General features: G+C 67.6%; 7 protein-coding genes. 4 read left to right on the forward strand and 3 right to left on the reverse strand.

Going from position 1 to position 13496, the window contains the following annotated elements:
• Positions 1–18 precede the first annotated feature (18 nt).
• Positions 19–2943, reverse strand: coding sequence for a ribonucleoside-diphosphate reductase subunit alpha (locus CAL25_RS03795; protein ID WP_094798580.1), 2925 nt, complete (start codon positions 2941–2943; stop codon positions 19–21).
• Positions 2944–3245: 302 nt separating this feature from the next.
• A complete protein-coding gene (locus tag CAL25_RS03800) occupies positions 3246–6743 on the reverse strand; it encodes an indolepyruvate ferredoxin oxidoreductase family protein (protein ID WP_094798581.1) in 3498 nt (1165 codons plus the stop codon).
• A 156-nt stretch (positions 6744–6899) separates the two neighbouring features.
• Here CAL25_RS03800 and CAL25_RS03805 point away from each other — a divergent pair, with 156 nt between their 5' ends.
• The 3 genes from CAL25_RS03805 to CAL25_RS03815 all read left to right on the forward strand — a co-directional run bounded on the left by CAL25_RS03805 (position 6900) and on the right by CAL25_RS03815 (position 9401).
• The gene (locus tag CAL25_RS03805) at positions 6900–7352 is read left to right on the forward strand and encodes an Lrp/AsnC family transcriptional regulator (RefSeq protein WP_094798582.1); all 453 of its coding nucleotides are present in this window, start codon (positions 6900–6902) and stop codon (positions 7350–7352) included.
• Positions 7353–7603: 251 nt separating this feature from the next.
• Complete coding sequence (locus CAL25_RS03810; protein ID WP_094798583.1) at positions 7604–8125, forward strand: hypothetical protein; 522 nt, start codon at positions 7604–7606, stop codon at positions 8123–8125.
• A 73-nt stretch (positions 8126–8198) separates the two neighbouring features.
• Positions 8199–9401, forward strand: coding sequence for an MFS transporter (locus CAL25_RS03815; RefSeq protein ID WP_094798584.1), 1203 nt, complete (start codon positions 8199–8201; stop codon positions 9399–9401).
• 79 nt (positions 9402–9480) lie between these two features.
• On the opposite strand, the gene gltX is transcribed toward CAL25_RS03815, so the two are convergent.
• Positions 9481–10893: a glutamate--tRNA ligase gene (gltX, locus tag CAL25_RS03820; protein ID WP_094798585.1), complete on the reverse strand. Its 1413-nt coding sequence runs from the start codon at positions 10891–10893 to the stop codon at positions 9481–9483.
• A 120-nt stretch (positions 10894–11013) separates the two neighbouring features.
• Here gltX and CAL25_RS03825 point away from each other — a divergent pair, with 120 nt between their 5' ends.
• The gene (locus tag CAL25_RS03825; RefSeq protein ID WP_094798586.1) at positions 11014–13491 is read left to right on the forward strand and encodes a GNAT family N-acetyltransferase; all 2478 of its coding nucleotides are present in this window, start codon (positions 11014–11016) and stop codon (positions 13489–13491) included.
• Positions 13492–13496 lie beyond the last annotated feature (5 nt).

The following is a 13496-nucleotide window of genomic DNA, read 5'->3' on the forward strand; positions in this document are numbered from 1 at the left end:
CGAATTCTCCGGTGGCGGTTACTGGCAGGCCTCGCACTCTTCGAAGCCGGGATCACCCGGTCGCATAGTGCACGCCGCCCCGACGATTTCGGGTTCAGGCAAAACAGGTGCTGCTGCTGCGGATGCCGCGGCGCTGTGGCCGCTGGCGCTGACGGCGTTGAGTTCGCCGCCGCGGCCCGTGGACTTCTCGGCGCTGGTGGCACCCATCGTGCGGAGGTAGTAGGTGGTCTTGAGACCACGCTGCCACGCCAGCTTGTAGGTGTCATCGAGCTTCTTGCCCGACGCGCCTGCCATATAGATGTTCAGCGACTGCGCTTGATCGATCCACTTCTGGCGACGCGACGCGCACTCGACCAGCCAGCTCGGTTCGACTTCGAACGCGGTGGCGTAGAGTTCGCGGAGTTCGGAAGGTACGCGATCGATACGGGACAGGCTGCCGTCGAAGTACTTGAGGTCGGCGACCATGACTTCGTCCCAGAGACCGAGTTTCTTCAGGTCACGCACGAGGTAATCGTTAACGACCGTGAACTCGCCGGAGAGATTCGATTTGACGTACAAGTTCTGGAAGGTGGGTTCGATGCACGCAGATACACCAATGATATTGGAAATCGTCGCGGTTGGGGCAATAGCGACACTGTTCGAGTTGCGCATGCCGTGTTCTTTGATGCGCGCACGCAACGCATCCCAATCAAGCGTGCTCGACTCATCGACTTCAACGAAGCCACCGCGTGCATCACGCAGCATCTTCAACGTGTCTTGCGGCAGGATGCCACGCGACCACAGCGAACCATCGTAGGACTTGTAGCGGCCGCGTTCTTGCGCGAGTTCGCTCGATGCCCAGTACGCGTGATAGCACACGGCTTCCATCGAACGATCCGCGAATTCGATCGCGTCTTGCGATGCGTACGGCACGCGCATCATGTGCAGGCAATCCTGGAAGCCCATGATGCCCATGCCGACCGGACGATGCAGATCGTTCGAGTTGCGCGCCTTCTCGACAGCGTAGTAGTTGATGTCGATGACGTTGTCGAGCATGCGCATCGCGATGCTCACGGTGCGCTTGATCTTGTCGTGATCGAGTTCGAAACCGCCATTGGCCGAAGGCTTCATGTGCGCGACCAGGTTCACGGAACCCAGGTTGCACACCGCGATTTCCTTCTCGTTGGTGTTCAGCGTGATCTCGGTGCAGAGGTTCGAGCTGTGCACCACGCCCACGTGCTGTTGCGGCGAGCGGATGTTGCAAGGATCCTTGAACGTGATCCACGGGTGGCCGGTTTCGAACAGCATCGACAGCATCTTGCGCCACAGCGACAGCGCCGGCATCTTCTTGAAGAGCTTGAGTTCGCCGCTGGCGACGCGGGCTTCGTAGCCCACGTAGGCCGCTTCGAATTCGGCGCCGTACTTGTCGTGCAGGTCGGGGCAGTCGGACGGCGAGAACAGCGTCCACTCACCGCCTTCCATGACGCGCTTCATGAACAGGTCGGGAATCCAGTTCGCCGTGTTCATGTCGTGCGTGCGGCGGCGTTCGTCGCCGGTGTTCTTGCGCAGCTCCAGGAATTCTTCGATGTCCAGGTGCCACGTCTCGAGGTACGTGCAGACCGCGCCCTTGCGCTTGCCGCCCTGGTTCACCGCCACGGCGGTGTCGTTGACGACCTTCAGGAACGGCACGACGCCCTGGCTTTCGCCGTTGGTGCCCTTGATGTGGCTGCGCAGTGCGCGCACCGGGGTCCAGTCGTTGCCCAGGCCGCCGGCGTACTTGGCCAGCAGCGCGTTTTCCTTGATGGCGTCGTAGATGCCTTCGAGGTCGTCGGAGACGGTGGTCAGGTAGCACGACGACAGTTGCGAATGCAGCGTGCCCGAGTTGAACAGCGTCGGGGTCGAGCTCATGAAGTCGAACGACGACAGGATTTCGTAGAACTCGATGGCGCGGGCTTCGCGGTCGGCTTCACGCAGCGCCAGGCCCATGGCCACGCGCATGAAGAACACCTGCGGCAGCTCGATGCGCGTGCCGCGGATGTGCAGGAAGTAGCGGTCGTACAGCGTCTGCAGGCCGAGGTAGCCGAATTGCAGATCGCGCTCGGCCTTCAGGGCGCCGGCGATGCGGGCCAGATCGAACTTGGCCAGCTCGGGCGACAGCAGGCCACCTTCGATGCCGCGGGTGATGAAGGTCGGGAAGTACTCGGCGTAGCGGGAGGCCATGTCGGCCTGCGACACTTCTTCGCCCAGCACTTCGGTACGGACCGTGTGCAGCAGCAGACGGGCGGTGACCTGGCTGTAGGCCGGGTCTTTTTCGACCAGCGCGCGCGCCGACAGAATGGCCGACTTGAACACTTCGTCGATCGGCACGCCGTCGTACAGGTTCTTGACCGTTTCCTTCAGGATGGTCTCGGTGTCGATGAATTCGGTCAGGCCGACGCCGGCGGCTTCGATGGTGGCGCGCAGGGCGGACAGATCGAGCGGACGGCGGGCACCGTTGTCGGTGACGTACAGCACGTGTTCCTGGGCGGCCGGTGCGGACTTGTCGAGCACTTCGGCGGCGGCGGCGCGCTCTTGCGAACGCTTTTCGCGGTAGAGCACGTAGGCGCGCGCGACGTCGTGTTCGCCCGAGCGCATCAGGGCCAGTTCGACCTGATCCTGCACGTCTTCAATATGGAAGGTGCCGCCACCGGGGCGGTTGCGCACCAGGGCGTTGACGGCCTGGCTGGTCAGTTGCTCGACGAGCTCGCGCACGCGAGCCGAGGCAGCGCCCTGGCCGCCGTTGACGGCCAGGAAGGCCTTGGTCATGGCGATGGCGATCTTGCCGGGTTCGAAGCCCACCACCGAGCCGTTGCGGCGGATGATGTTGTAGCTGGCGAACTGGCCGGTCGGGGTGCCCGGTTGGGCGTCGTTGGATTCGGGCGGCACGGCGGAGGGCCGAGTCACAGAGGCGATCGTAGTCTGCATGGAAGCTCCTGTGGGAATGCGAAAAGAATGGATAAGACATGGCCAGTGCCATGCCAGGGTGCTGATGAATTCGGTATGCGGGGACGCAATGCTGGACGGAAAAAGTTCGACGCGGGGTCGTGGGTCCAGCTAGGAATGACCACTATATGTAGTGTACCACCCCGCGCGCCGCACTAATTCTAGTGAGGGAGGGGGTTCGCTACAAGACACTCGCGTGACGGGGACCCGATATAGTTGTTACAAAATGCACAGGGCGCGCCATCACTGGCGCGCCCCGGTTAGTGACCGCTCAGAATGGCTATTTATGCGCTTCTGCGCACCGGGATGGCGACAAACCCAGGCGTTTCAAAGCTCGTCAGGAGGCGCGCACATTCTTCACGATATCGGACGATGGCGGCTTCCTTGACGTGTCCGTATCCACGGACCGATTCAGCAAGGGCAGCGATTGTAGCCGCTTCGCCGATCTTGTCCGCGGTCAGGCCGTCGAGCAGGCGCTGGACCAGCGCGCGGTACTCGTCGATCAGCTGGCGTTCGGTGCGGCGCTCGGCGGTGCGGCCGAACGGATCGGCCCAGGTGCCCCGCAGCCGCTTGCCGTGCGCCAGCCAGCGCAGGACCGTGCGGGTGCGCGGACCCAGGGCCATTTTGCGCGGCACGCCGGTGTGCGGATCCTTGCGCGCCAGCAGCGGCGGCGCCATATGGAAGCGCAGCGTGTAGTCGCCCTCGAACTGGGCATCGAGCTGCGCCTGGAAGGCGGGGTCGGAGTACAGCCGGGCGACCTCGTATTCGTCTTTGTAGGCCATGAACTTATAGAGTCCGCGGGCGACCGCCAGCGCCAGACGCGGGCTGCGCGCCTCGGGCGCGAGTTCGCGCTCGCGTGCCGCGACGGCGTCGACCACCTCGCGGTAGGCGCGGGCGTAGGCGGCATTCTGGTAGGCGGTCAGGTCGCTTTCGCGGCGCGCCACCACCTGGGCCAGGGTCTCGGGCACCTGCAGCTTGATGACCTGGGCCTTGGGCGCGAGCATGCCGGCCAGCGCCTCGGGCTCGTGCGCGGCCAGGCGGCCGGCATTGAAGGCCGCGCGGTTCGACGCCACGGCCACGCCATTGAGCTCGATCGCGCGGTCGAGCGCGGCGTGCGAAAGCGGGACATCGCCGCGCTGCCAGGCGTAACCCAGCATGAAGATATTGGAGAGGATGCTGTCGCCGAACAGCGCCAGCGCCGCGGCGTGCGCGTCGATGGCGGCCGTCTGCTCGCGGCCGGCGGCGTGCTCGATCTTGGCCAGCAGCGCCGGGGCGTTGAGCGGTGCATCCGGGTTGCGCGTGAAATCGGACACCGGCGCGACATACGTATTGACCGTGACGCGGGTGCGGCCGTGCGCCAGCGCGCCGAGCGAGTCGGGGGCGGTGGCGGCGAGCGGGTCGCACAGGATGGCGGCGTCGGCCTGCTGCCAGTCCAGCCGCACCGGGCCGGGCGCGGCGTGCGCCGGCGCGAGCCGCAGGTGGCTCACGACCGTGCCGCCCTTCTGGGCCAGGCCGGTCAGGTCGAGCACGCTGGCCGACAGGCCCTGCAGATGCGCGGCCATCGACACCAGCGCACCGATCGTGATGACGCCGGTGCCGCCCATGCCCGCCACCAGCAGGCGATAAGGAGCGTCGAGTTCGGGCACCAGCGGCAACGGCAGCGCCGCGATCCGCGCGGCCAGGCGATCCATGTCGGGTTTGGGGGCGGCGCTCTTCTTGAGCGACCCGCCCATCACCGACACGAAGCTCGGGCAGAAACCCTCGGCGCAGGAGAAGTCTTTATTGCAGCTGGATTGGTCGATCGCGCGTTTGCGGCCGTAGGGCGTTTCGAGCGGCACCACCGACAGGCAGTTGGATTGCACGCCGCAGTCGCCGCAGCCTTCGCAGACCGCGGCATTGATCAGCATGCGGCGCGCCGGGTCGGGGAACTGGCCCTTCTTGCGGCGACGACGCTTCTCGGCCGCGCAGGTCTGGTCGTGAATCAGCACAGTCACGCCGGGCGTGGCGCGCAATTCGCGCTGCAGGGCGTCGAGTTCGCGGCGATGGTGCACGGGCACGCCGGCGAGGTCCACGCCGCGATACTTCTCGGGTTCGTCGCTGGTGACGACGATGCGGGCGACGTTCTCGCCGCGCAGTTGCTGGCAGATCTGCGGCACCGAAATCGGACCGTCGACCGGTTGGCCGCCGGTCATCGCGACCGCATCGTTGAAGAGGATCTTGTAGGTGATGTTGGTGCCCGCCGCCACCGCCTGGCGGATCGCCAGGTATCCGGAGTGGTAGTAGGTGCCTTCGCCCATGTTCTGGAACACATGCGGCGTGTCGATGTAGCGCGACAGGCCGATCCAGTCCACGCCTTCACCGCCCATCTGGGTCAGGCCGCCGGTGTCGCGCTCCATCCAGGCGGCCATGTAATGGCAGCCAACGCCCGAGAGCGCCTGACTGCCCTTGGGCACCTTGGTGGACGTGCTGTGCGGACAGCCCGAGCAGAAGTAGGGGCGGCGGCGCATGCCGTCGGCTTCGTTGGCCAGCGGCTGCGGACAGGCGAAGGCCTCGCCGTCGACGTTGGCATGCAGGCCGAGCGTGCGGCCGAGCCACGACGCCAGCGGCGCGGCCAGCTGCGACGGGCGCAACTGGCCGGCGGTGGTGATCAGGGTTTCGCCATCGAGGCCGGTCTTGCCGCACACCGTGGGCCGGTCCGGCAGGTTGAACAGCATGTCCTTGATCTGCGGCTCCATGACGCCGGCTTTTTCTTCGATGACCAGGATATGGGTCAGGCCCTGGGCGAAGGCGAGCAGACGCTCGCGATCCATGGGCCAGACCAGGCCGGGTTTGTAGACGCGCACCGGCGACTGCGCCGCGTGCACGTCGATGCCCAGGCGCGCCAGCGCCTCGAGCGTGTCGAGCGTGACCTTGCCCGCGGTGACGATGCCCACGCGCGCCTGCGGCGCGGGCGCGATCAGGCGGTCCAGGCTGTGGGTGCGGGCGAATGCGCGCACGGCGGCGAGGCGGCGGTGCATGCGGGTTTCGATGGCGAGCGACAGGAAGTCGCGCGCGTTGTACTCGCGCTCGGCGGCTTCGCCATCGTCGGGCATGTCGAAGCGCGCCGGGGGCGCGCTCACATACGACTGCCCGGTTTCGACGGATTCGGAGGTGGCCTTGAGCGCGACCCAGCTGCCGCTGTAGCGCGACAGGGCCCAGCCCCACAAGGCAAAGGTCTCGTACTCGTCGATCGAGGCCGGGTGAACGATCGGAATCTGCCAGCCGATCAGCGAGGTCTCGCTGGCATGCGGAATCGAGGACGAGACCGCGGTGTGATCGTCGCCCACGACCAGCAGCACGCCGCCGTGGCGCGAGGCGCCGGCCGCGTTGCCGTGATGCAGGGCATCTCCGGCGCGGTCCACGCCCGGGCCCTTGCCGTACCAGAGCGCGAAGACGCCATCGACCTTGCGGTCTTCGCGCATGCCGGCCTGCTGCGTGCCCATCACCGCCGTGGCGGCGAGGTCTTCGTTGATGCCGGGCATGAAGGTGACGTCATGGGCGTCGAGCGCCTTCTGTGCCTTCCACATGGCCATGTCGACGCCACCCAGCGGCGAGCCGCGATAGCCGGAAACGAAGCCCGCGGTGTTGAGGCCGCGCGCGCGGTCGGCGCGGCGCTGCGCCAGCACCATGCGCACGATCGCCTGGGTGCCGGTGAGAAAGATGCGGCCGCGCTCGCGTACGAGGTTGTCCGAAAGTTGATAGTCGCTGTCGAGAGAGGGTTCGACTGCCGGGGTGCCGTCCATGCTGCGCGCTCCTTGGGCTTTTAGTCATGATAGGTGCGCAAGCCTCGGCGTTTATTGCGTTATCGGATCGTGGATTCCCTATAATTTGAAATGAACGTTTCGTTCCGGGCGCGTATCTGGCTGAACGCCGTCTGCATATATATAAGAGGAGACATCATGGACAAGACCGACCTGGGCATCCTGCGGGCCCTGCAGGACGACGGGCGCGCCTCGGCGCAGCAGCTGTCGGAATCGGTGGGCCTGTCGGCCGCACCGGTGTGGCGCAGGGTCAAGGCCCTCGAGGCCAACGGGGTGATCCAGGGCTACGGCGCGCAGATCGATCGCAGCAAGGTGGGGCTGGGCGCCTGCATGTTCGTGCAGATCAGCCTGGAGCGGCACGCCGCCACCAACGTGGAGAACTTTGAACGGACGGTGCGCGACGCGCCCGAGGTCGTCGACTGCTATGCGGTCACGGGCGACTCGGATTACCTGCTGCGCATCCTGGTCGAAAACACCGATGCGTACGACCGGTTCATGCATCGCTTTCTGTTCAACCTGCCGGGCATCCGCCAGACGCGCACGATCGTCGCGCTGCGCGAGATCAAACACGAGGTGAAGCTGCCGCTCTGAGCTCGCGAACGCCTGCCACGATCGGCGCGCGCGGCGCGAAAAATGCTGTCACCAAACTGACGGGGGCGGTTCGAAAACCGTGTAACCATGCGGGTTCCGAGCCGATTTACAACACTCTGCGCCGCGCCGATGCACCGCCTGCAGAAGCGCATTGATTTGTCTCACGCCGCTATTTAGAGTGCGTGCATGCCGCGCATGTGCATTCGAAAAATGCGTGCGGCAGATCGTGCAGGGGTGGTCCCGAGGAAGTCATGATTCGTTCGTATCTGTCGTGGACCCGCGCCGTGGGCGTGGGGCTGGTCATTGGTGTGGCGCTGGCAGGCTGCGTCACCAAAAAACAATCCGGGGCCGCCGCGGTCCCCGCCGAGCCGGCGCCTCCCCGGAAGGTCGCGTGCACACCCGCCGCCGCCAACAGTCCGTTGGTCGGCACGTGGTATTCGGTGTCGCGCCCGCGCGGCTTCGCCGGCGACTTTCAATCGCTTACCGTCCTGTCTGCCGATGGGACGATGAGTTACGAAACGCAGCTCAAGGTGGGCAAGCGCACGCGCCCGGCGCTGCGCGAAACGGGCTGCTGGACGCACGACAACGGCGTCTACACCCTGCAGACCACGCAATCGAACGGCGAGCCGGTCGACGCCGATGATCCGATCTATCGCAACGCCTACCGCGTCGAGTCCGTCGACCGTTCCAAGCTGGCGCTGCGCGAGATGAAGTCCAATGGCCAGTCGATCACGGCCAAGCGGATGCAGCCCGGCTATCGCATGCCTTATTGAGGCAGTCGTCAAACGCAGGCGCCGGGTGTAAGGTGGCGGGCTTGTCGTCCGTCCCCTTCCTCACGCCTTCGCCATGACCACCGCGTATTCAGAGTCGCGCGCCATCGCGCTGCTCGCCCTGGCCGCCTTCGTCAGCGCCAGCGCCTTCCGCATTTGTGATCCCATGCTGCCCCAGCTGGCGGCCGACTTCGGCACGTCCACGGGCCAGGCGGCGCATGCCGTGACCGCCTTCGCGGTGGCGTATGGCGTGCTGCAGATGTTCTTCGGGCCGGTGGGCGACCGGTTCGGCAAGTACCGGGTGATCTCGATCGCGACCTACGCGTGCGCGCTGGGCAGCCTGGGCGCCGTGTTCGCGCAAAGCCTCGACTGGCTGGTGCTGTGCCGCGCGCTCTCCGGCGCCGCCGGGGCCGGCATCGTGCCGCTCTCGATGGCCTGGATCGGCGACAACGTGCCGTACGAACGGCGTCAGGCGACGCTGGCGCGCTTCCTGACGGGCACCATCCTCGGCATGGCGGCGGGCCAGCTCGCGGGCGGGCTGTTCGCCGACACCATCGGCTGGCGCGCGGCGTTCGCCACGCTGGTGCTGGGCTATCTGATGGTGGGGCTGCTGCTCACGCGTGAGGTCCGGCGTCAGCGCGCCGCGGGCATCGCCATCGTGCAGGCGCCCGCCGTGCAGGGCTTCGTCGCGCAGGCGCGCACGGTGCTGCAGGTGCGATGGGCGCGGGTGGTGCTCTTCACGGTGTTTTGCGAGGGCTTGCTGGTGTTCGGCGCGCTGGCCTTCGCACCCGCCTATCTGCATGATCGCTTCGGCATCTCGCTGACCGCGGCGGGCGCGCTCGTTGCTGTGTACGCCTTCGGCGGGCTGGCCTACACCGTGGTGGCGGGCCGTCTGGTCAAGCGCCTGGGCGAACGCGGCATGGTCGTGGCGGGCGGGCTGGTGCTGTGCATCGCGTTCCTCGCATACTGGCTCGGGCCCGTCTGGGCTTTCGGCCTCGTGGCGAGCGTGCTGGCCGGCTTCGGCTATTACCTGTTGCACGCCACGCTGCAGACCAACGCCACCCAAATGGTGCCGAGCGCTCGCGGCACGGCCGTGGCATGGTTCGCGTCGTGCCTGTTCATGGGACAGGCGGCCGGCGTGGCGGTGGGCGGGCTCGTGATCGATGCGGCGGGCGCGGGCGTGCTGTTCGCCGCCGCGGCCGTGCTGCTGCCGCTGTTGAGCGCGGGGTTCGCCCGCGCGTTGTTCCAGCGGCATCGCGCGGCGGTGCAGGCGGCCTGAACGCGGGGGGCGGCGCGCCCTTCGCACCAAACAAAAAAGCCAGGGCATGCCCTGGCTTTTTCGTGGCCGCAACGCGCGCTCAGGCGGGCAGGTTGGCCAGGCGTTCGAGCACCTTGTCCTTGCCCAGCAACGCCAGCACGGCGTCGACGGCCGGCGTCTGCGGGCGGCCGAACACGGCCACGCGCAGCGGGATCGCCAGCTGCGGCATCTTGATGCCGCGCTCGGCCAGCACCTGCTTGATGAGGGCCGACACGCCCTCGCGGGTCCAGTCGGCGCTCGCGGCGGCCTGGGCGAATGCCGCCAGGGCCTCGCGCGCCGCGGGCGTGAGGTGCTGCGCGGCGAGCTCGGCATTGGCCGGCACGAATTCGCCGCAGAACAGCATGGCGTCGTCGGCCAGCTGCTCGAGCGTTTCGGCGCGGTCCTTGAGCAGGCCCATCACGGCGGCCAGGTCGGCGGCGGCCGGGTTGCCACCCCGACGCTCGACACGCGGCGCGACGCGGCGGGCGAGTTCGGCGCTGTCCATCTCTTTGATGTAGTGCGCATTGACCCAGTTGAGCTTCTTGGGATCCCACTGCGAGGCGGACTTGGTGAGGTGGTCGGTGTCGAACCACTCGACCAGCTGCTCGCGCGAGAACAGTTCGTCGTCGCCATGGCTCCAGCCCAGGCGCGCCAGGTAATTGACCATGGCCTCGGGCAGATAGCCCTGGGCGTCGTAGTCCATCACGTTGACCGCGCCGTGGCGCTTGGACAGCTTCTGGCCATCCGGGCCCAGGATCATGGGCACGTGGCCGTACTGCGGCAGCTCGGCGCCCAGCGCCTTGAGGATGTTGATCTGACGCGGCGTGTTGTTGACGTGATCGTCGCCACGCAGCACGTGGGTGATGCCCATGTCCCAGTCGTCGACGACCACGCAGAAGTTGTAGGTGGGCGTGCCGTCCGGGCGCGCGATGATCAGGTCGTCGAGCTCGGTGTTGTCGAAGCTGATCGTGCCCTTGACCATGTCATCCCAGCTGGTGGCGCCGGTCTGGGGGTTCTTGAAGCGGATCACGGGCTTGCGGTCGGCAGGCACCGGCGGCAGGGTCTTGCCGGGCTCGGGGCGCCAGGTGCCGTCGTAGCGCGGCTTGTCGCCACGGGCGCGCGCGGCTTCGCGCATGGCCTCGACTTCTTCGGGCGAGCTGTAGCAGTGGTACACGGTGCCCGCTTCCAGCATGCCGGCCAGGACTTCGCGGTAGCGATCCATGCGCTTCATCTGATAGAACGGACCTTCGTCGGGCTGCATGCCGAGCCAGTCCATGCTGTCCAGGATGGCCTGCACGGCGGCGTCGGTGGAGCGCTCGACATCGGTGTCTTCGATGCGCAGCACGAACACGCCCTTGTGGTGGCGGGCGAAGGCCCACGAGAACAGGGCGGTCCGCGCGCCGCCCAGGTGCAGGAAGCCGGTGGGCGAGGGGGCGAAGCGGGTGCGTACGGGTTTCGAGGCTTGGGAAGTCATAGGCGGACCTTGGCGCGGCGGTGAACGGCGCGCTCCTTGGAAAATAGCGCGCCGTGGCCGGCTCGCCGTGTCGAGTTATTGTTACGATGAACGCCATTTTAGATGAGTGTCCAGACCGCGATGCTGCGCCATGCCCTCGCCCCGATGTTCGAGCCGCGATCCTTGCTGATCGTGGCCGACCGCAGCCTGCCGGCCGCCTCGGTGTTGCCGGCGGCGCTGCGCGCCCGCACGACCCTCGTCGACACCGACTGCGGCGAGGCGCCGCTGCTGCCCGAAGCCTGCGCCGGCCTGGCGCCGGGCGAACGGCCCGACCTGGCGCTGGTGTGCGTGTCGCCCGCCGTGCTGCCCGAAACGCTGCGCCGCCTGGGCGCGCTCGCGCCGCGCGCGCTGATCCTGTTGCCGCACGAGCTGCCCGACCCGTACCCGCGAGGCACGCAGGCGCTGTGCCGCAGCTGGGCCGAGGCACATCAGTGCGAGCTGCTCGGACCGAGATCGTTCGGTGCGCAACGCCCGCACGCGGGGCTCAACCTGAGCCAGCACCCCACGCTCGCGCGGGCCGGCCGGGTCGCGCTGGTCGCGCAGTCGCGCTCGATCATGGCCGCCGTGATGGACTGGGCCGAAGATGTGCACATCGGATTTTCCACGGCCGTGTCGCTGGGCGACGAGGCCGTGGTGGGCCTGTCGCAGGTGCTCGATTTCCTGGCCAGTGATCCGCGCACCGACAGCATCGTGCTTTATCTCGAAGACGTGGGCCCGGCGCGCGAGTTCATGAGCGCGCTGCGCGCGGCCGCCAGCGTCAAGCCCGTGATCGTGCTCAAGGCCGGACGCGCCGACGACGATGGCGCCGACGCGGTGTTCGATGCCGCGCTGCGCCGCGCCGGCGCGGTGCGCGTGCGCTACTTCGTGCAGCTGTTCTCGGCGGTCAAGGTGCTCGGCTATGCGCGCCGGCCGCGCGGGCGGCGCGTGGCGCTGCTGTCCAACGGCAGCGGCCCGCCGCAACTGGCGCTCGATCTGATCGGGCCGGATGCCGCGGTGATGCGCGCCGAGCTCGCGCCGGCCACCCGCCGCGAACTGGCCGCGATGCTCGAGCCGGACGCCGCCACCGACAATCCGGTCATCACCTACACGCCGCTGAATCCCGAGCGCATGCAGTCGCTGCTCGACAGCCTGCTGGCCGACAACGCGGTCGACGGCGTGCTGGTGCTGCTCGCGCCCGATGCGCTGGCCGATATGCCGGCCGTGGCGCGCCAGCTCGCCCAGATCGCGCCCAAGGCGCGCAAGCCGGTGGTCACCTGTTTCATGGGCGATGCGGGCATGCGGCCGTTGCGCCGCATGCTGGACGATGCCGGCACGCCGGCATTCCGCACGCCCGAGTCGGCCGCCGATGCCTTCGGCGTGCTGGCCACGCATTTCTACAACCAGCAATTGCTGCTGCAGACGCAGCCGCCCGAGCCGCCGAGCCTGGTGCCCGACGTGGCGGCGGCGCGCGACATCGTCGCGCAGGCGCGCGCGCAGGGCCTGCGCGAGCTGTCGCCGGCGGATTGCCGCACGCTGCTGGATCTGTTCTATGTGCCGCTGCGCGCCGGTCCGCTCGACGTGCGCCCGGTCGAGACCGAATCGCGACCGATGGCGATCCGCGTGCGGCGCGATCCCAACTTCGGGCCGGTGATCCGGTTCGGCGCGGGTGGCCCCGACGCAATCCTGAGCGCCGACCGCGGCATGGACCTGCCGCCGCTCAACGGCTATCTGGCGCGTCAGATGATCGAACGCAGCCGCCTCTGGCGTCGCGTGCTGGCGCCGCAGGTGAGCAACGCCGCGGCCGACGCCCTGCAGCATGCGCTGGTGCAGGTATCGGAGCTCGTGTCGGAGCTACCCGATATCGAGTCGCTCGATATCGATCCGCTGCACGCCGGCGAGAGCCAGCTGCGCGCGGGCGGACTGAAGATCACGCTCACCGCCGAGCCCGCCTGCGAATCGCCGCAGGTGAGCGGCTATCCGCATATGGCCATCCATCCGTATCCGGCCCGGCTGGTGCAGGTGCGCCGCTTCGACGACGGCACGCCGTGGGTGATCCGGCCGATCCGGCCCGAAGACGGCGAACCGCTGCAGGAATTCATTCGCGGCCTGTCGGAACGCTCGCGCTACATGCGCTTCGTGTCGATGATGCGCGAGCTCACTCCCAGGATGGTGTCGCGCTATACGCAGGTCGACTACCACCGCGAGCTCGCGCTGGTGGCCGCCACGCAGGTGCCCAATCCGGCCAATCGCGGTCATCCGCGCGAGGTGATCATCGGTTTCGCCCATTACCTGCGCAATCCGGACGGCCGCGGCGCGGAGTACGCGCTCGTGATCGGTGACGACTGGCAACGCCGCAAGCTCGGCGGGCAATTGATGTCGGCGCTGATCGAGGCCGCGCGCGAGCAGGGGCTGGAATACATCGACGGCCTGGTGCTGTCGACCAACCGCCCCATGCTCACGCTGATGACGCGGCTGGGCTTCACGAACGACGCGGATCCGGAAGATCCCACGATGCGCCGCGTGTGGCTGGACCTCGACCCGCCCGCGGGCGAGCCGGGGCGGGCCACCGATCCCGTCTGACCGGG

The sequence above is a fragment of the Bordetella genomosp. 5 genome, assembly GCF_002261315.1.
Lineage (GTDB): Bacteria > Pseudomonadota > Gammaproteobacteria > Burkholderiales > Burkholderiaceae_B > Bordetella.

Excerpts from the sequence above, each read along its gene's own strand:
- CAL25_RS03795 (WP_094798580.1), bottom strand. The coding sequence starts at position 2,943 with ATGCAGACTACGATCGCCTCTGTGACTCGGCCCTCCGCCGTGCCGCCC.
- CAL25_RS03800 (WP_094798581.1), bottom strand. The coding sequence starts at position 6,743 with ATGGACGGCACCCCGGCAGTCGAACCCTCTCTCGACAGCGACTATCAA.
- CAL25_RS03805 (WP_094798582.1), top strand. The coding sequence starts at position 6,900 with ATGGACAAGACCGACCTGGGCATCCTGCGGGCCCTGCAGGACGACGGG.
- CAL25_RS03810 (WP_094798583.1), top strand. The coding sequence starts at position 7,604 with ATGATTCGTTCGTATCTGTCGTGGACCCGCGCCGTGGGCGTGGGGCTG.
- CAL25_RS03815 (WP_094798584.1), top strand. The coding sequence starts at position 8,199 with ATGACCACCGCGTATTCAGAGTCGCGCGCCATCGCGCTGCTCGCCCTG.
- gltX (WP_094798585.1), bottom strand. The coding sequence starts at position 10,893 with ATGACTTCCCAAGCCTCGAAACCCGTACGCACCCGCTTCGCCCCCTCG.
- CAL25_RS03825 (WP_094798586.1), top strand. The coding sequence starts at position 11,014 with ATGCTGCGCCATGCCCTCGCCCCGATGTTCGAGCCGCGATCCTTGCTG.